We start from the raw sequence: 19,425 nt of genomic DNA on the forward strand, positions 1-19,425 counted from the left end.
AATAGGGTGCTATATCTGAATACGGTTGAATTGAATCGTGTCAACTGAGTCGGTTTCGATGTCGAATACCGCAAGGAATTCAGAGGATTGATTACAAGGAGGAGTCATGAAGCTGAACAAAACACTGAAGAAGGCGGCGGTTGCGGCCATGGCCGGAGCCATGGTCGTGGCCATGGGGGCCTGTGGCGGGGGAAATGGCACCAATGCCGACAAGACCAAGCTGACCTTCCTTTCATGGAACAACGAGCAGACCATGAAGCCCTATCTGGACGAGTTCGAGAAGGAGAATCCCGACATCGAGGTCGACTTCAGCTATTCGCCGCCGACCCCCGAGTACATCCAGACCCTACAGACCAGGCTGGTGGGCAACCAGGCCCCCGATGTGTTCATCATCACCTCCGAGAACAAGGCGGACCTGATCACAAACCAGTACGTGCGTGACCTGACCGATGAACCCTTCATGAAGAACATCTCGCAGGCCAACAAGGACTTCGTCAGCCGTGACGGGAAGGTCTACGGCATGTCCGTCTCCTCCTGGGCCTCGGGCATCATCTACAACAAGGACCTCCTGGCCAAGGTCGGTGCCAAGGGCGTTCCGGACAACTGGGACGACTTCCTCAAACTCTGCGCGAAGCTCAAGAAAGCCGGTGTGACCCCATTCCTGGAGACCGTGGCCGATGGCCCCAGCCGAATCCCCGATGCCTTCCTGGGCTCGCAGTTCGAGCAGGACAAGGTCGATGTCACCACCCTGGTGGACAAGCGCCCCCAGACCCCGGGCACCGATCAGAAAGAGGCCGTCAAGGCCTGGATGCGGCTCTACGACGAGGACCTGGTCACCAGAGACACGGTGGGCATCAGCGGGGATGACATGAAGACCCAGTTCATCAACGGGCAGGTGGCGATGATCTGCACCGGTCCGTGGGATCTTCCCTCCTTCTCCGAGTCCTCCCTCGAATGGGGCATGGCCCCCATGCCCGTGCTCAGCAAGGGGCAGGTCAACTACGCCCAGGGATCCCCCTCGCCCGCCTACGCCATCTACTCCAAGCTCAAGGGTGACAAGCTCAAGGCGGCCCAGAAGTTCCTGACCTTCATGGATGGCGAGTGGGCACTCCAGAAGAGCACGGAGAACGGTGACGCCATCACCGTCGATGGATTCAAATCCAAGGTCAAGGATGAATACAAGACCGTCTACGAGGAGAACGTCAGGACGGGCCATTACTTCCTGGTCATGAACTTCTACGCCAAGCCCGATGTGCTGACCACGGTCCGGCAGTCGGAGACACAGCAACTGGTGCAGGGCGCTGTATCCGTGGACCAGTGGGCCAAGGCCATCGACGACAAGATGGCTTCGGTGAAATGAGGGTCAGACAGGGAACGTCGGACCTGACTGGTCGGAAGGGGTGACATATGGCTGTTGACAGTGGAGTGCAAGGGGTGCCTACCGTGGCCGATAGGTCGAAGGCAGATGAATCGGGGGAGCGAGAATACGCCCGCCGCAAGCGCCTTCGGGGGCTGAGGGAGGATCTGACCTCGTTCTGGTTCCTCCTGCCGATTCTGGCCGTCTTCGTCATCCTTTTCGCGGTGCCGTTGGTGCAGACCGCCATCTACTCGGTGACGGACTTCAACGGGTACAGCATGGACATGCACTATGTGGGATGGAGCAACTACCGTAGCGTGTTCACGGACCCCTCAACCATGCAGGGTCTTGTGTTCACCATCGTGTACGCGCTCGCCCAGACCATACTGGTCACCGTCTTCGCCATACCCCTGGCGGTGACCCTGAACAGGAAGTTCTGGGGGAGGAACTTCGCGCGCTCCCTGTTCTTCTTCTTCAGCGTGCCCTCGCTGGCCATCATGGGCATGGTCTGGAAGTACATCTTCTCGCCCATGAAGTCGGGCGTGGTCAATACGGTCCTGGGTGCCTTCGGGCTCGGCCCGCTGCCCTGGCTCTCCAACTCGATTCTGGCCCGGTGCTGTGTGATCTTCATAGCGGTCTGGGCCCAGATCGGATGGCACGCCACCCTTTACCTGGCCTTCCTGCAGTCCATTCCCGGTGACCTTTACGAGCAGGCCACCGTGGACGGTGCCACCAGGCGGCAGCAGTTCATCCACATCACCCTGCCCCAGCTGATTCCTGGCATCGTCACATCCAGCTTCCTACTCATGTCGGGAGGGCTGAAGGTGTACGACCTGCCATACACGATGACCAAGGGAGGGCCCGGTTACTCGACCTATACGGTGACCCAGTCGATTATCCAGCAGGGCATAGGGCAGTCCCAGTACGGGTTGGGTTCGGCCCTGGCCGTCCTCTTCACCCTGGCGACGGCCCTGGTGGTCTTCACCCAGATGGGTGTGGCCGGTCTGATTTCCAGGAGGTTCCAATGAGTGCCAGCAGTCAGCAAGTGGTATCGGGTGCGGGGAACGGCCCGACCCTGGAGCAGCGCGAGCGGCGTCGTTCCATCGTCAGAAGCATCGTGGTGCTGGTCATAGCGCTCATCTGCGCCGTGCCCCTCTGGTACATCCTGATCAATACCTTTAAGACCGTGCCGGACATGGCCACCAATCCACTGGGTCTGCCGAAGGAGTGGACCCTGAAGAACTACAGCCATGCCTTTGCGACCGTGCCCATTGTGCGCAGCCTGGTCAACACCCTGATCGTCACCTTCTTCGGGGTGCTCTTCCAGGTGCTGATCGGAGCCCTGGCCGCCTATGGCATGATTCTGCGCAAGTCCCTGTTCACCTCGACCGTCGGGGTCGTTCTGATGATCGCCTTCGTCATCCCGGCCCAGTCGACGCTGATTCCCCTGTATCGAATGGAGTCGGCGGTCGGTCTGGTCAATACCCTGCTGGGCCTGATTGTCATGTACCTGGGCGGTGCGGTGTTCTGCTACTTCCTCATCGTCGGGTACATGCAGTCCCTCCCCTTCGAGGTGATAGAGGCCGCCCGCATCGATGGGGCAGGGCCCTTGAGGATATTCTGGAACATCGTTTTGCCCCTGATCAGGCCCATCCTGACCACGGTGATCGTCTTCCAGACCATGACCACATGGAATGACTTCATGACGGCCAACGTCTTCATCAGCAGTTCGGACCTGCGGACCATCGTGCTCCAGGTCTACAACGCGGTCGGTCAGTTCACCACGGATTGGCCGAGCTTCATGACCATCACGGTTCTGGCGCTCATACCGGTCTTCGTCTTCTTCATCTTCTGCCAGAAGTGGATCGTCTCCGGCCTGGTTGCCGGTGCCGTGAAGGGATGACCGATACGCGTCGGGCCTTGCCGGCTTTGAAGGAATACGGCGTTGCGCGACCGCCGGGTGCGGCCTCGCAACGCCCTTGACAAGAGAACTGGAGTCGATTGTATGGATAAGGGATGTAGGGGAGAGTCGGAGGGGCAGAGGATTCAGGTTCCCACCAACCCCCTTCATGGGTACTGTGCCGATCCCGATCTCAAGATGGTGGACGGACGGTGGTATATGTACTGCACCCAGGACGGTCTGCCCGGCTGGTCGTCCACGGTGATGAGCGTCTACGAATCCACTGACCTTTGCACCTGGCAGGAGCACAGGATTCTTGACCTGCACGACGTTCCCTGGTGGGAGGGCAAACAGGGCGCCTGGGCGCCGTGCATGCTGGAGACCGCGAACGGGTTCGTGCTCTACTTCGTGGCGGACGGGCAGATAGGTCTGGCGACCTCCCCGACCCCCACCGGTCCCTTCACACCGGCCGCGACCCCCCTGATCCGTGCGGATGCATACGACTGCCAGACAATCGATCCCTCGATATTCGTGGACGAGGACGGTACCACCTACCTACTGTGGGGGAACGGCAGGGTCTACATGGCGGCCCTGAGCGACGACGGTACGGCCATAGTGGATGCAACCTTGAAAACCTGGGTTCCCGACAACTTCCGCGAGGCCATAACCATCAGCAGGCACGGGGGAAGGTACTACGCCTCCTGGTCCGAAAACGACACCAGGGATCCTGAATACAGGGTCCGGTATGCGGTCTCCCACTCCCTGGACGGACCATGGGGGCAGCCGCAGGTGCTGGTCGAGAAGGAGGAGGGCAAGGGAATCCTGGGTACCGGTCATCATTGCATCCTGCAGGTGCCCGGCACGGACCAGTGGATCATCGCCTACCATCGGTTCGCCATGGATGGGCACGGTGACGGCTGCCATCGCGAGATCGTCTGTGCCCCGCTGGCCTTCGACGACGAGGGGGGCATGAAGCAGATCCATCCGCAGGTTGGGTCGTATTGGTGCCCGGCACCATCGACGCAACGTTAGGGGAGGTCACTCCTTGACGATGGGGTGACCGCCAAAGGCGTTGCGCAGGGCCGAGACCGCCTTCATGGTCATGGGGTCCTGAATCTGCGAGGACTGGCGGGCGTACAGGGCCGAGGTGATGGCCGGGGTGGGGACGCCCAGCTCCAGGGCATCGCCAATCATCCACTTGGTCTCACCGGTCTCCTCGGCCTTACCGGCGATGTGTGCCAGGTGGGGGTCCTCCTGGAGGGACTTGGCCAGGAGGTCCAGGAGCCAGGATTGGATGACCGACCCCTTTCGCCAGGACTGGACGACCTCGTCTGGTTCCTGAATCAGATCGGAGGCCTCCAGGACGGCATAGCCCTCGGCCAGAGACTGCATCATTCCGTACTCGATGCCGTTATGGACCATCTTGGCGTAGTGTCCGGCGCCGGTGCCTCCTGCGTGAACCAGGCCGAACTCGCCCTCGGGCTTCAGGGTGTCGAGTATGGGCTGAATCCGGGCAACATCCTCGTCCGATCCACCGACCATCAGGGCGTAGCCGTTCTCCCTGCCCCAGATGCCATTGGAGGTGCCCACGTCGACCAGGCCGATGCCCTTCGCTCCCAGGGCCTTGGCATGTGCCTGGTCCTGGGTGAAGCGGGTGTTGCCCCCGTCGATGACCAGGTCGCCGCGGTCCAGCAGGTCGCCCAGCTGGTCAAGGGTGGACTCGATGGGTTTGCCTGCGGGCACCATGACCCAGATGGCCCGGGGTGCCTCCAGGGAGTCGACCAGGGCTTGGAGGCTGTCCACGTCCCTGCCCGACTCGGGTGATATGTCGTATCCGACGACCTGGTGACCACCTGTGCGCAGGCGGTCGGCCATGTTCTTGCCCATGCGGCCCAGGCCTATCATTCCAATCTTCATGATGTTGGTTCCTTCCTGCTTCGTTCAGTCTTGTTCGGTTTTTCTGGCGGCCTGACGGGCCCGCTCGGCCTTGACCTGCGTGGTGTGGGTCTTGACGTCGCACTGCAATCCCAGGGTGTCGATGACCTCCTCGGCCTCGATTTCGGGGGCCATGCGCAGGCCCACGTCGATGGTCATGTGAATCTCGTCCTTGCCCAGAGGTTCCAGGGTCTCGAACTGCGACTTGAGCATCCGGGGCTTCATGAAGTGCCCCTGGCGGTGCGAGAGCCGTTCCATGATGGAGTCGTAGTCACCGCTCAGGTGGATGAACACCACCCCGGGCATTCGAATCCTGTCCCGGTAGGCCCGCTTCAGGGCCGAGCAGGTAACGGTGCCGGGTACCTTCCTGTCCATGTGGTCCTGAATCCAGTCGTGAATCTTGTCGAGCCAGGGCCAGCGATCCTCATCATTCAGGGGAATTCCGTGGGCCATCTTGTCGATGTTGGCCTGGGGGTGGAAGTCATCGGCCTCGGCCATGTCCCAGCCCAGCTTTTCGCTCAAGTGGGTGTTCATCGTGGTCTTGCCGCAGCCGGAGACGCCCATGATGACCAGGATTGGCGTGTGGTCCTTGAGGTAATCCGCGGGAACCGTATTCTCCACCGCCGAGGGAATGGAGTGTTCATCGAACCCCTTGGCGTTCGTTGACAGTGTGTCTACCATGCGTTTCCTTTCTGAATGAGTGCGCCGTGTTGGGGCTCAGCCTGCGATGGGGACGAAGATGCTGGCGATCATGACCAGAATCAGCACCACCACCGAGAGGAGGCACTCCAGTACGGACCAGGTCTTCAGGGTGTCGCCCACGCTCATGCCGAAGTACTCCTTGATCAGCCAGAAGCCGGCATCGTTGAGGTGGGAGAGGAAGATGGACCCAGCCCCGATGGCGATGACCAGCAGTGTGGTGGCCATGGGGGTGGCATGCATCATGGTCATGGCGTTGCTGAGAATGCCGGCCGTGGTCAGGATGGAGACCGTGGCCGAACCGGTGGCTACGCGGACGAAGACGGCGATGAGCCAGCCCAGCAGGAAGATGGAGACGTTGGAGGTCTCGACGAAGGTGCCGATGATCTTGCCGATGCCGGTGGAGACCAGGACGCCTTTGAAACCTCCACCTGCGCCGACGATCAGGAGGATGCCCGCCACGGCAGGGAGTGAGGCGCCCAGGGAGTCGTTGACCGTCTTCCAGGAGATGCCGGAGGCGGCCTTGAGGAGCAGCATGGAGACAATCAGGGCTATGGCCAGGGCCATGACCGGGTTGCCGATGAAGTTGATGGTCTGGGCGAACCCGTCGGTCCGGGTACGGAAGTCGGGTGAGGTTATCTCGAAAACGGAGGTGAGGAGCATGAGGATCGCCGGGAGGATGATGCAGAAGACTGAGAGTCCGAAGGAGGGGAGCCTGGCCTCCTCCTTGGCGGCTTCATCGCTTTTGGACACGAAGTCCGCCGGGGCCTCGATGGGAACCCAGCGAGCCGCCACCTTGGAGAAGAGAGGGCCCACAATGACCAGGGTGATCAGGGCTACGGGTATGCCGAACATCATGGTAAGGCCCACGTTGCCGGTTTCCTTGAACTGGCTCAGGGCGGCGAGGGGGCCGGGATGTGGCGGTACGCAGGCATGCATGATGGAGAGGCCTGCCAGGGTGGGAATGGCCACCCTCATCAGGGGGAGCTCGGTCTTGCGCGCTACCAGGATGATGACCGGAACCAGAATGACCAGCCCCACCTCAAAGAACATGGGCAGGCCTATCAGGGCTCCTATCAGGGCCATGATCCATGGAATGGTGGCCGGTGACGATTTGGATACCAGGGTGTTGACCACCTGATCGGTGGCCCCGGTGTCCATCAGAACCTTGCCAATCATGGCTCCGAGACCAATCAGAATGCCGACCGACCCCATGGTGGAGCCGAATTCACCGGTGAAGCTGGTCAGTGTGGCCACTGGTCCGTAACCCGACCCGATGCCGACCACCATGCCGGCTGCCAGTAGGGACACGAAGGGGTGGAGTTTAACGACGGTGACCAGGAATATGAGCACCACCAGGCTGAGAACAAGACTGATGCCCAGTCGGGTGCTGTTGAGCTGTACGGCCTCTCCTGCCGCGAGCAGTGCTGTATACATGGCTGCCTCTTCTCTGAGGATAGGAACGAAGTCAGGACGTACGCCCATGGCTCCTATTTTGCATGGCATAATATCGGCAGTGTGATATTACGTATGTCTTATACGTATACAAGTGTACACGGGATGACCTTCCGATTGGGGTTCCCCTGCCGTGTGGGCAGTGAGGTTACAGACAATTCCCGCCCTTGTGCATTGCTAGAGTGGGATTTATGAGTACAGAACCTTCGCTGCACGATAGGCTCCTGGAACAATGGGGTATGGGCATCGTCACAGGGGAAATCAGCGAGGGGGAGCGTCTGTCGGTCCCGCCCCTGGATCATGAAGTGCCATCGCGTACGGTAACCCGCGAGGTGACACGGGTATTGGAATCCATGGGAATGGTGACCGTGAGGCGGAAGGCTGGGGCCACCGTGAACCCGATGACCGCCTGGAACATCTATGACCCCAGGGTGATTGAGTGGCGGCTGCGTGGCCCCGACAGGGACCGGGTCCTCCATGAGCTCTCGGAATTAAGGGCCAGCGTGGAACCCATGGCCGCACGCCTGGCCGCCACCAGGGCCAGGCCCGGGCAGTGGGCGGCCCTGACCCAGGCCGCCATCGACATGGTGGCCCACGCCAACCATGCCGACCAGGCGGATTATCTGCAGGCCGACGAGCGTTTCCGTCGGGCACTCCTGGAGGCTTCAGGGAACGCCATGTTCGCCGCTCTGGGCGACGTGGTTGCATCCGTACTGGCCGGTCGCACCCGGCACGAACTCATGCCCCATGAGGCCAATGAACAGGCTCTGAGACTTCATGGCGACGTGGCGGCCTTGATACGCCAGGGTGACGGTGAGGCTGCCCGCCAGGCCATGACACGAATCGTCGATGAATCGGATCGGGCCATGACGCGGCGTCTGCGCTCGCGCTCGTCAGGGAGCCGGGACTGAACGGTTCAGAAACAGCCGGATTGTTGTAGTGCCGGTTTATGGTGTTGGGTGGAGGCGGCCCGATATTGGGATGTTGGGTGGGCCGCCTCCGGGTGGCCAGGGGTTGGGGACCCCTTATGTGGCCTCTTACTCGTGTGAAGTATTGGTGGTTGTGGGTGGTACGCGTCGTTGTCGGTTGGCGTCGGATGTTGCGATGCCGAGCATGCCGGCGGTGATGAGGAGGATGATGCCTGCGCCTCCGGCGTTGGGCAGGCTGCCGGTGTGCCGGTAGGTGTAGGTGTTGCTGGTGTCGTCGGGCTGGGGTTGCCCGGCGAGGGTCCACCGGACGCGTGCGGGCGCGGTTCCGGGGTCGTGGGCGGTGGTGGTGGCCTGCCAGGTGCCCGCGCCGGTCTGCCTGAGGGGGAGGGTGTCGTTGTCGATGGCGAGGCCGGTGGGTGTGGGTTGCGGGGGGATGGAGGCCTTGCGTGGTGCGGGTGTGGGGTTGGTGTCGCCGTGGCCTGTCTGTCCGTTGGTGTTGTCTCCCCAGGCCTGGGTGCTGCCGTTGGTGTCGATGGCGATGGTGGTGTCGCCGCCTGTGGCGGTGAGGGTGGTGTTCAGGCCGGTTATGACGGTGGGTGTGCCGGGGGTGTCGGTGGTGTGGCCGAGCTGGCCTTGGGTGTTGTCTCCCCAGGTCCAGGTGCGGTGGTCCTGTCCGGTGGCGGCGCTGTGGTTGCGTCCGGTGGAGGTGTGGGTGAACCGGTACGTTTCGGCCGTGCCCGCGGGCTGGATGCGTGTGGGTGTGGTGGTGTCGGTGCCGTCGGCGAGCCTGCCCCAGGCCCAGAGTCGTCCCTGCCGGTCGATGGCGAGCGTGTGGTCGCCTCCGGCGCTGGCCTGGACGTAGCCCGCGGGCTGCTGTGGGTCGGCCGTGCCGGCGGTGGCTGCTGCGGCTGCGGGTGTTCCGGTGTCGTCGTGTCCGAGCTGGCCGTGGGTGTTCGATCCCCACGTGTAGAGCTGCCCGTCGGATCCGATTGCCGCGGCGTGCGTGTCGCCCGCCGCGATCTGCTCGTACCGGAACGCGGGGGGAGCGTCCTGGGGCAGGGCGACCCTGACGGGCCGGGAGCTGCCGGTGGTGTGTGCCGTGTCGCCGAGCCCTCCGGGCAGGCTGCCCCACGCGTAGAGGTTGTCGTCGGAGCCGAGGGCCATGGTGTAGCCGTCGCCCGCCGCGGCCCGTATCCAGGTGAACGTGCTGTCGGTGCCGGCGGGACGGGAGACCTTGACGGGCCTGGCGTGCCGGCTGGTGGTGCCGTCGCCGAGCTGGCCCTGGGTGTTGTCTCCCCATGCGTACAGGTTCCCGTCGCTTCCAACCGCGGCGCTGTGGGTGCGGCCGGCCGCGGCCTGCGTCCAGGTGAATCCGTCACCGGTGCCGTCGGGTTTGGCGACCCGGACCGGGGTGGTGCGTCGGGTGGTGGTGCCGTCGCCGAGTTGTCCGTTGGTGTTGTCTCCCCATGCGTAGAGTTGTCCGTCGGATCCGATGCCGAGGCTGGTGGTGCCGCCGGTGTCTATGGAGGCGAGGCGGATGTCGGGCGCGGCGGGTGCGGTGAGGGTGACGGTGTCGTCGCCGTATTCGCTGCCGTGGTCCGGGCTCAGGACCCACCGTCCGGTCCGGTGCCAGCGTGCGGTCACGGTCAGGTCGTGCTCCAGGGGGGCGGTGAAGTCGTAGGCGATGTCCCCGTTGAACCATCCGTCGAAGGTCCACCCGTTTTCGGACGGGTCTTCGGGCCGTCTGGTGGGTTCGCCTGTGGGGACCTGCTGCGTGTCGGGGGTGCGTCCGTGTTGGGTGGTGAAGGTGAGGGTGGCCATGTCGCCCGTGTACATGAATTGCAGGCTGGTGTCCTCGTCGCGTGCCTGCCCGGTGCCGGACCGGATGGTCAGGGGCACGGTCTCGGGCCGGTGCCTGGGGGAGGCCGCGTGCCACCCGTCCGTCCGGCGCCGCACCTCTCCCGCGCTCGGCTTGGCGCCGAACAGGACCCCGGTGACGGGGGAGCCGGCAGGGCGCGACACCATGGCCGGGTCCGGGTGGGCCGCGTCTGCATCGCTGGTGCCGGTGCCGAGCTGGCCGGTGCCGTTGGCGCCGGACGCGTACGTGTCTCCGTCGGAGCCGACGGCCAGGGTATGGGAGCCGACGGGTGACGTGCTGAGGCTCGTGTATGCGAACCCCGAGGGTGTTCCCCTGGGGTTGGGCACGCGGGCAGGTGTCACGCCGTCGCTGGTGCCGTTGCCGGTGGTGGTGCCCAGCTGGCCGTACTGGTTGCCGCCCCACGCCCAGGCCCCCGATCCGGTGAGGACGACGGAGTGGGTGCGTCCGGCGCTGACGCCGGTGGCTCCGGACGGGCCGGGGACCGGGCCCGGCCTGCCCGCGGGCTCGGCGCCGGTGGGGGTGCGGCCGAGCTGTCCGTTCTCGTTGTGTCCCCACGTGTAGACGGTCCCGTTCCGGGCGACGCCCACGCTGTGGTCTGCTCCGGCGCTGACGGCCGTGAGCCGCAGGCCGGTATCGACAGGCGATGGAGTGAAGTCGGTGTGGCCGGTCAGGTCGTCGTCGTTTGTGTTGCTGGTGGTGTCGCGGCCGCCCCAGGTCCAGGCGGTCCCGTTCGTGTCCAGGCCGATGGAGTGCCTGGCGCCGGCGCTGACGGAGGCGAAGGCCGCCTCGGGCACGCCTACGCCCGTGGGCGTTGTGGTTGTTGTTTCGGTGCCTGTGCTGAAGCCCAGCTGACTGTATTGGTTGTCTCCCCAGGTCCAGATGTTGCCGTCCCGGTCCAGGGCCGTGCTGTGGTCGGTTCCGGCGCTGACGGCGATGAACGTCATGCCGGCGGGGGTGGCGGCCTTGCCGGGCCTGTCGGCGGGGTTGTTGTCGTCTGGGGTGCGGCCGAGTTGTCCTTTTTCGTTGCTGCCCCAGGTCCAGATTCTGCCGTCCCGGTCCAGGGCCATGGAGTGGCTGCCTCCGGCGGCCGTCTGGATGAATCCTGTGCCTGTGGGTGTGGTGGCTTTGGTGGCGGTGGTCTGGTTTGTGGTGGTGCCGTTGCCGAGCTGGCCGTTCTGGTTGTTGCCCCATGCGTACAGGTTGCCGTCGCTGCCGACGGCAAGCGAGTGGGACTGTCCGGCGGACATCTGGGCGAGTCTGACCTGTACGGTGGGGGTGTCGATGCGGACGTCGGTGCCGCCCCGCCAGGGCCCCTGGGCCGGGTCAGCCTTCCACCGGCCCCAGCGCGCGGTCAGAATCGTGTCCCCGCTTACGGGCTTGGAGAAGTCGTAGGGCTTGTCGCCCTGGAACCAGCCGTTGAAGGTCCACCCGTCGTCCGTGGCGGGGTCGTCGGGCCGTCGGACGGTGTCGCCGACGATGACCTGCTGCGGGGGCGTGGGTGAGCCGTGTTCCGTTTTGAAGGTGACGGTGGCGGTGTCGCCGGTGTAGGTGAACCGCCGGCTGGTCTCGTCGGGCTGGGGTGCGCGGTTGGTGACGGCGGACTGGATGGTGAGGGTGACGGTGCCGAGGCTGTGCCTGGGGGAGGTGGCGTGCCACCCGTCGAACGCGCGGTATGGGCCGCCGATGTTGCGGGCCTCACCGAACAGCACCTTCGTGAGATCCCGGTCGACAGGACGCCAGGTCCTGGCGGGCTGCGGGTTGGCAGGGTCGCTGTCGGTGGAGGTGCCGTTGCCGAGCTGGCGGAAGTGGTTCTGTCCGTACGTGTATGTTTCGCCGTCCGAGCCGAGGAGCACGGTGTAATTCTCGGCACCGGCTGCGATGCTGGTGTAGCGGAAGCCCGTGGGGGCCCCGGCGGGGGTTACCACCCGGGCTGGGGTGTCCGTGATCTTGCCTGTTCCGGTTCCGAGCTGGCCGAAATCGTTCGATCCCCACGCCCATACGCCTGTGTCGGTGATGGCGAGGGAGACGCCGGTGTCTGCGATTGCTTTACTGTTGCTGGTGTCGACTTGGGTGGCTCCGGTCAGGCCGGGGACCCGGCCGGGCTTGTCGGCGGGGTTGGCGCTGTCGGGGATGCGTCCCAGCTGTCCGGACTCGTTTCCGTTGTTCTCGACGTTCCAGGTCCAGACGGTCCCGTCCCGCGCGATGGCGATGAAATGGTCGTTGTCGTAGTCGATGCTGTAGGCCTTGAACCTGACATCGGTCTCGACGGGGACAGGTTTGAATTCGGTCCACTGCCAGGTCCAGATTCTGCCGTCCGTGTCGAGGGCCGTATATGCGTTTTTGCTGGGATTGCTTCCTGCTCTGATGGCGGTGAAGACGGTCCCCTCGTCCTGGTCAACCTTGTGGGGCGTCTTTTCGTCGAAGTATCCCCAGGTCCATGCCTGTCCATTGCTGTCGAGGGCCATGGAACTGTTATTGCCTGCGGAGACGGCGGTGAACGTCACCCCCTCCGGCACCTCGGCCAGACCGGGAGAGACTTGAAATATGCGGCCGGGGCGGCCGAGATTGCCGCCGAAGTCGAACCCCCAGGTCCAGATTCTGCCGTCCCGGTCCAGGGCCATGGCGTAGTTATATCCGGCGGACACCTGGGTGAACTTCACGCCATCCGGCATGGCGGCCATCCGTGGTGCATCACAGTACAGGCTCCGGTCGCCTGTCCCCAGCTGTCCGGAATAGTTGAATCCCCATCCGTATGCGTTGCCGTCGCTGCCCAAGGCAATGGAGAATCCACCGCCTGCGGATATATGGCTGAAGCGTACCTGGCTGCCGGGGGTGTCGATTTTGACGTTGGTGCCGCCGTGCCAGGGTCCTTTGTCTGGGCTGGTGGCCCATTTGCCCCATTTGGCGGTGAGGGTCAGGTCGGTGGTGACGGGCCTGGTGAAGTCGTAGGCGAGGTCGCCTTGGAACCATCCGTTGAAGGTCCATCCTGGCCTGGTGGGGTCGTCGTGGGGCCATGTGGCGGTCTTGCCGTCGGTGATGGTCTGGCTGGCCGGCATGCCCTGGGTGTCTGGCTGGGAGGTGAAGGTGACCGTGTGGCTGCCGGTCCTGGCCTGCGGCCCGGGGGCCTGCGCGCCGTCGGGTGCTGGTGTGGTGGCCTGTCTGGTGGTGAGTGGGTTTGGTGTGGCCAGGGTGGTGGGTGTCGCGGAGGTTGTCGTTGGCTGCGTCGCTGCTGCCGGGGACTGCGGTGTCGTGGTGGGTGACGGTGTCGCGGCCGGTGTGGTGGTTCCTGTGGGTGCGGTCAGGCCGTCATCCGCGGCTGCGGGTTGACCCCCCCCCCCGTTGATTTGGGAGTAGGGGGCGGCGGTCGTCTGGAGGGTGTCGGCGGCCTGAGCGCCCGCGGCCAGGCCGCCGCCCATGATGGACAGGGCCGCCAGGACCGCGACGGCAGGGCGCGCGAAACGACGACCATGGAACGTGTTCCAAGTGTGCATACGACAAACCTCACCAACTCATATCCCCGCCCGGATGACAGCCGCCGAATCGCCCCCATGACGAAACCGGAACAGCCCGGACCGAGGATCACCCCTTCAAAAGTAAACTTACTTGACCCTACCATCCCCTAGTCCCCACGCGCAACATGGACCATGCACGGACGCAACCAGGCAAGTCAAAACAAGCGAACGTGGGCGCTCGCGACGCGGGCCGGCCCGGCCAATGGTATACACGCTCAGCTGCGAGGCGTGGGTCGGTTTGATGTGGAGGGGGGTGGAGGCGGTCCGTTGTTGGGGTGTGGGGGCGGACCGCCTCCGGTGGCCAGGGGGTTGGGACCCCTTTTGGTGTGGCCTCTTACTCATGTGAAGTGTTAATGGTGTTTGGGGATGCGCCGCTGCCGGTTGGCTGTGGCGGCGGCAAGGATAAGGGTGCCTGCGATGATCAGGAGGACGATGCCTGTGCCTCCGGCATTGGGCAGGGTGAAGATGTGCAGATAGGTGTACGTGTTGGAGGTGTCATCGGGCTGGGCCTGTCCGGCGAGGGTCCATCTGACGCGCACGGGCACAGCCCCGGGGTCGTGGGCCGTGGTGGTCGCCTCCCAGGTGTTCGGTCCTGTCCGGCGCAGGGGGAGCGTGGTGGAGTCGATGGTCAGGTCGGTGGGTGTTGGGTGAGGGGGAATGGCGGAGGTGCATGGCGTGGGGGTTTCGCCGGTGTCCCCGTGTCCGCCCTGTCCGTTGGAGTTGTTTCCCCATGCCTGGGTGTTGCCGCTAGTGTCGATGGCGATGGTGGTGTCGGCCATGCTGGCGGTGACGGTGGTGTTCAGACCGGGTATGACCGTGGGCCGCTTTGGGGTGCTGGTGGCGTGCCCGAGCTGTCCATTGGTGTTGTCGCCCCAGGTCCAGGTGCGGTGGTCTTCTCCGGTGGCGGTGTAGTGGGCGCGCCCGGTGGACGTGTGGGTGAACCGGTATGTATCGGTCGTGCCTGCGGGCTGGATACGTGCGGGGGTTGCGGTATCGGTGCCGTCGGCGAGGGTGCCCCAGACCCAGAGACGTCCCTGCAGGTCGATGGCCATAGTGTGGTCGCCTGCGGCGCTGGCCTGAACATAGCCTACGGGCTGCTGCGGGTCGTCCCAGGCGGCCACGGTGGGTGTGGCTGCGGCGGCAGGTACTCCGGTGTCGGCGTGGCCGAGCTGCCCATGTGTGTTCGATCCCCAGGTATACAGGTTCTCATCCGACCCGATCGCCGTGGCATGCCTGTCACCGGCAGCGATTTTCTCGAAGCGGAACGTGGGTGGCACGCCTTGAGGCAGGGCGACCATGACGGGTCGGGTGCTGGCGGTGGTGCCGTTGATGTCACCGAGTCCACCGGGCAGACTGCCCCAGATATACAGGTTGTCGTCTGACCCGATCGCCAAGGTGTATCCGTCACCGGCTGCGACCCGAATCCAGGTGAGCCCCTTCCCGCCAGGGAGGATGACCTTGACGGGTGTGGTGCGTTGGGTGTTGGTGCCGTCTCCGAGTTGCCCGCAGGTGTTGTCTCCCCATGCGTACAGGTTGCCGTCGGATCCGACGGCGGCGCTGTGGGTGCGTCCGGCCGCGGCCTGCACCCAGAAGAACCCGGTGTCGGTGCCGTCTGGGCGGGGAATCAGGGTGGGAGTGGTGTGCTGGCTTGTGGTGCCGTCTCCGAGTTGGCCGTCGGTGTTGTCTCCCCATGCGTACAGGTTGCCGTCCGAACCGACGCCCAGGGAGGACGATCCGCCCGTATCCACGGATGCCAGACGGAGGCCGGGTGCTGCGGGTGCGGTCAGGGTAAGCGTGTCACCACCGTGTTCACTGCCGTGGTCCGGGCTCAGGACCCATCGGCCGGTGCGGTGCCAGCGTCCGGTCACGGTCAGGTCGTGCTCCAGGGGCGCGGCGAAATCGTAGGCCACGTCCCCGTCGAACCACCCGTCGAAGGTCCACCCCTCCTCGGACGGGTCCGCGGGGCGCTGGGTGGGCTCTCCCGCGGCAACCTGCTGCGCGGGTGTGGGGGCGCCGTGATCGGACACGAAGCTCAGAGTAACGATGTTGCCCGTGAAAGTGAACGTCAGACCAGTGTCCTCGGTTCTGACTGGGGCTGAGCGAATGCCGGTGGAGGACTTGACGGTCAGGGAGACGGTCTCAGGCCTGTGCCGGGGCGAGACGGTAAGCCACCCGCCCGCTGTGCGCTGCACTTTGCCAATATTCGGTTTGGTGCCGAACAGAACACTCGTGATTGAGGCGCCCACTGGATGCCAGACCATCGTCGGTTTATTTGCCCCTGCCAGGCCAACAGTCGCTTCATTGATGGTGTTGTCTCCGAGCTGCCCGCTGGCGTTACTTCCGAACGCATATGCTTCGCCGTTGGAACCGATGGTCAGTGTGTGCTCGCCCGACATGCTGGCGACGGCGTTGGTATACACGAACCCCGCGGGTGTCCCCTCTGGTGCCGGTATGCGTTCGGGGGTGTCGACACCGCTGCTGGATCCGTTGTTGGTACCGGTGCCCAGCTGGCCCTGGGCGTTGAGGCCCCATCCCCAAACGTCGGTGCCGGTGATGGCGATAGAGTACCTGCGGCCGGCGCTGATGCCGGTTGCTCCGGTGAGGCCGGGGACCCGTCCGGGCCGGTTGGCGGGTGCGGTGGTGGTTGGGGATCGGCCCAGCTGCCTGGTCGACCAGTTTCCCCAAGACTGGACGGTGCCGTCCTGAGCGATTGCCAGGGAGTGGTAGTAGCCGGCGCTGACGGCTGTGAATCGTAGGTCGGTATCTACCGGGGCAAGATCGGTGCCGCCGGCGTGACCGAGTACGGTTTCGGTGCGGATGTGGCTGTTGTCGATGCCGCCACCCCAGGACCATGCGGTTCCGTCGGCAGATAGGCCTATGGAGTGCGTGAGGCCGGCACTGACCATAGTGAATGCGGTTCCCCTCGATGGCCTTATTTTCTCAGGTGTTGCATCGTTGGTACCGCTGGTGTCGCGCCCCAGCTGTTTGTAGGTGTTATTTCCCCAGGTCCAGATGTTGCCATCCTGGTCCAAGGCTGCAGAGTGTGTCCGCCCGGCGCTGACGGCGATGAAACCTACGTCCTTGGGTGCGGCGACCAGGCCTGGTCGTCTTGCAGGGGTTGCCGCGGTGGGAGTGCGGCCCAGCTGTCCGTCCGAGTCGAATCCCCAAGTCCAGATTCTGCCTTCGCTGTCGAGAGCCATGACGTGATAAAAACCGGCGGATACCTGAATGATTTTCGCACCCTCGGGCGTGAAGACCGGTATCGGGGCAGGCAGGTCGTTTTTTTCATATTCGGCTACTTGCGAGTAGTGGTTGTAACCCCATCCGTATACGTTGCCGTCGCTGCCGACGGCCAGAGAGCAGTTCCTGCCTGCAGTTATTTGGGCGTATCGTACCTCGGAGGTGCTTCGGCTAAGGTGCACTTCGGTGCCGCCTTGCCATGGTCCTTGTGTGGGTGTGGTGGTCCATTGTGCCCATTTGGCGGTGAGGGTGAGGTCGTGGGTGACGGGTTGGGAGAAGTCGTATGGAGTGTCTCCTTGGAACCAGCCGTTGAAGGTCCATCCGTCGTGGGTGGGTGGGTCGTCGGGTCGTGGGGCGGTGTCGCCTTTGGGGATGGTCTGGGGTGGTGGGGGTGTGCCGTGGTCGGTGTGGTAGGTGATGGTGGCGGTGTCGCCGGTGTAGGTGAACCGGCAGCTGGTGTCGTCGGGTTGGGGTGTGCCGTGGTCGGTGTGTGTGATGGTGAGGGTGACGGTGCCGATGGGGTGTCTGGGCGAGGTGGTGTGCCATCCGTCGGGTTCGCGGTGGGGTGTGGCAAGGTTGTGTGACTGGCCGAAGAGGATGTCAGTGGGTTGCCAGTGGGTGGGCTGCCAGGTGGTGGTGGGCCGTGTGGTGGGGTTTTGAGTGTTGTCGCCGAGCTGGCCGGTGGTGTTGTTGCCGGTGGCGTAGGTGTGGCCGTCGTTACCGAGGAGGAGGGTGTGGGCCGGGGTGCCGGTGCCGGTGGTGGCGGGTGCGGCGGCGGTGTAGTGGAAGCCGGGTGCTGCCCTGTCGGGTGCGGGGATGGGTGCGGGCGTGGTGACGTCGTCGGTGCTGCCGCCGAGCTGGCCGTGGTCGTTGAGGCCCCATGCCCATGCGGTGTCGGGGGTGATGGCGGTGCTGACACCAGTGCCGGCGTTGACGCGGGTGGCTTCGGTGGGTCCGGGAGCCTGTCCGGGCCGGTCGGCGGGGTTGGCGCTGTCGGGGGTGCGGCCGAGCTGGCCGTGGCTGTTGCGGCCCCAGGTCCAGACGGTGCCGTCGCGGGCGATGGCGATGGCGTGGTCGTCGCCGCTGCTGACGGCGGTGAAGCGTTGGGTGGTGTCGACGGGGGCGGGGGTGTCCCGGGGGCCGTCGTGGCCGACGGCGCCGGTGTCGGTGTCGGCCCAGGACCAGATCCTGCCGTCGGTGTCGAGGGCCATGGCGGAGCCGGCGGAGGAGCTGACGGCGGTGAAGGCGGTGCCTGTGGGCATGGGGACCCTGGCGGGGGTGGCGCCGTTGCCGGTGCGGCCGAGGCTGTTGCGGCCCCAGGTCCATACCCCGCCGTCGGTGTCGAGGGCCATGGAGTGGTGGGGGGCGGCGCTGACGGCGGTGAACCTTACACCCGCGGGCGTGGCGGCGGGTCCGGGCCTGGAGGCCTGGCCTCCGGTGGTGCCGCGGCCGAGGGAGCCGTCGGTGTCGTCGCCCCAGGTCCATGCCCTGCCGTCGCGGTCGAGGGCGATGGCGTGGGAGTCGCCGGCAGCGATGGCGGTGAACCCGACCCTGTCGGGCATGGCGGCCATGGCGGGGGCGGCGCGGTGGGAGGGCGCGCCCTCGCCGGCGCCAAGCTGGCCGGTGGTGTTGTCGCCCCAGGTGTAGGCGTTGCCGTCGCTGCCGAGCGCGACGGAGAACCCGGCCCCGGCGGCGACCTGGGTGAACCTCACCCCGTCGGCCGCGTCGGAGATCCTGACGTCGGTGCCGCCCTGCCAGGGGCCCCGGTCGGGGGTCACGGACCGGCGGCCCCACCGGGCGGTCAGCGTCACGTCGCCGGTCACGGGCGCGGAGAAGTCGTACGCGGCGTCGTCCAGGAACCACCCGTTGAACGTCCACCCCGGCCGGGACGGATCCTCACGCGGCCAGGACGCCGTGCCCCCGTCCGGCACCGACTGCGCCCCCGGCACGCCCGTGCTGTCCGCCTCCGACGAGAACGACACCGTATGCACCACACCCGCGCGCACACCCACCGCCGTCTGCACGGAAGGGGCGTCCGCGGCGTGGGACGACAAGGGGCTCGACGTCGCCAACCCTGCCGGACCCGAAGGCAACACCACACGGGACCGGCCGGCAGCCGACAAAGAGGACACACCCGAAACAGTGGGGCCACCCGACGAGGACACGCCGGAAGACAGGGAGCCACCGGACGAAGACGACGAGGCATCGGAAGAAGAGGACGACGAGGCGTCGGACGACGGGGAAGGGACCCGATCCGGACCATCCACCGGGACGGGGCGAGCCTGGCCGCTGTCGGCAGGGGCCAGGACCCCGGGTGCCGCCCCAGCGGACACCGGGGAATCGACCGCCTGCGCAATGGACACCAGGCCGGCACCCAAGACCGCCATCACCGACACGACGGCAACCACCGGGCGAGCCAAACGACGACGGCTCTGGAACACGTTCCACATACGCATACGCGTTGATTCCTCATCAACTCACACCCTCGTCCGATCAACGGTGACAGATTCGCCTCCCCC

General features: G+C 65.1%; 10 protein-coding genes. 5 read left to right on the forward strand and 5 right to left on the reverse strand.

All coding sequences use genetic code 11. The features are described 5' to 3' along the window. Positions 1 to 106: 106 nt before the first annotated feature. The 4 genes from BINDI_RS00700 to BINDI_RS00715 all read left to right on the forward strand — a co-directional run bounded on the left by BINDI_RS00700 (position 107) and on the right by BINDI_RS00715 (position 4,289). Positions 107 to 1,360 (forward strand): ABC transporter substrate-binding protein, encoded by a 1,254-nt coding sequence (locus tag BINDI_RS00700; protein WP_033491714.1) that lies wholly within the window; start codon positions 107 to 109, stop codon positions 1,358 to 1,360. 47 nt (positions 1,361 to 1,407) lie between these two features. After that, on the forward strand, positions 1,408 to 2,385 hold the full coding sequence (locus BINDI_RS00705; protein ID WP_237742951.1) for a carbohydrate ABC transporter permease: 978 nt from the start codon (positions 1,408 to 1,410) through the stop codon (positions 2,383 to 2,385). Next, on the forward strand, positions 2,382 to 3,260 hold the full coding sequence (locus tag BINDI_RS00710; RefSeq protein WP_045920986.1) for a carbohydrate ABC transporter permease: 879 nt from the start codon (positions 2,382 to 2,384) through the stop codon (positions 3,258 to 3,260). The genes BINDI_RS00705 and BINDI_RS00710 overlap by 4 nt, the downstream gene beginning before the upstream one ends. Before the next feature lie 102 nt (positions 3,261 to 3,362). Next, a complete protein-coding gene (locus BINDI_RS00715) occupies positions 3,363 to 4,289 on the forward strand; it encodes a family 43 glycosylhydrolase (protein WP_052109104.1) in 927 nt (308 codons plus the stop codon). 6 nt (positions 4,290 to 4,295) lie between these two features. Here the strand turns inward: BINDI_RS00715 and gnd are convergent, their stop codons facing one another. Genes gnd through BINDI_RS00730 form a run of 3 tightly spaced genes read right to left on the reverse strand, consistent with a single transcriptional unit; the run spans position 4,296 to position 7,376 of the window. After that, positions 4,296 to 5,174 (reverse strand): phosphogluconate dehydrogenase (NAD(+)-dependent, decarboxylating), encoded by an 879-nt coding sequence (gnd, locus tag BINDI_RS00720; RefSeq protein WP_033491712.1) that lies wholly within the window; start codon positions 5,172 to 5,174, stop codon positions 4,296 to 4,298. 24 nt (positions 5,175 to 5,198) lie between these two features. After that, positions 5,199 to 5,873: a gluconokinase gene (locus BINDI_RS00725; RefSeq protein ID WP_081830729.1), complete on the reverse strand. Its 675-nt coding sequence runs from the start codon at positions 5,871 to 5,873 to the stop codon at positions 5,199 to 5,201. 36 nt (positions 5,874 to 5,909) lie between these two features. Beyond that, positions 5,910 to 7,376 carry a GntP family permease gene (locus tag BINDI_RS00730; RefSeq protein WP_237742952.1) on the reverse strand — a complete coding sequence of 489 codons (1,467 nt, stop codon included), beginning with the start codon at positions 7,374 to 7,376 and terminating at the stop codon, positions 5,910 to 5,912. Positions 7,377 to 7,537: 161 nt separating this feature from the next. Here BINDI_RS00730 and BINDI_RS00735 point away from each other — a divergent pair, with 161 nt between their 5' ends. Further along, positions 7,538 to 8,257, forward strand: coding sequence for a FadR/GntR family transcriptional regulator (locus BINDI_RS00735; protein WP_033491709.1), 720 nt, complete (start codon positions 7,538 to 7,540; stop codon positions 8,255 to 8,257). 126 nt (positions 8,258 to 8,383) lie between these two features. Here the strand turns inward: BINDI_RS00735 and BINDI_RS00740 are convergent, their stop codons facing one another. Further along, a complete protein-coding gene (locus BINDI_RS00740; protein WP_041031328.1) occupies positions 8,384 to 13,645 on the reverse strand; it encodes an RCC1 domain-containing protein in 5,262 nt (1,753 codons plus the stop codon). A 371-nt stretch (positions 13,646 to 14,016) separates the two neighbouring features. Further along, complete coding sequence (locus BINDI_RS00745; RefSeq protein ID WP_081830730.1) at positions 14,017 to 19,362, reverse strand: RCC1 domain-containing protein; 5,346 nt, start codon at positions 19,360 to 19,362, stop codon at positions 14,017 to 14,019. Positions 19,363 to 19,425 lie beyond the last annotated feature (63 nt).

Origin of the sequence: Bifidobacterium [indicum] DSM 20214 = LMG 11587 (assembly GCF_000706765.1) — a bacterium.
Lineage (GTDB): Bacteria > Actinomycetota > Actinomycetes > Actinomycetales > Bifidobacteriaceae > Bombiscardovia > Bombiscardovia coryneformis.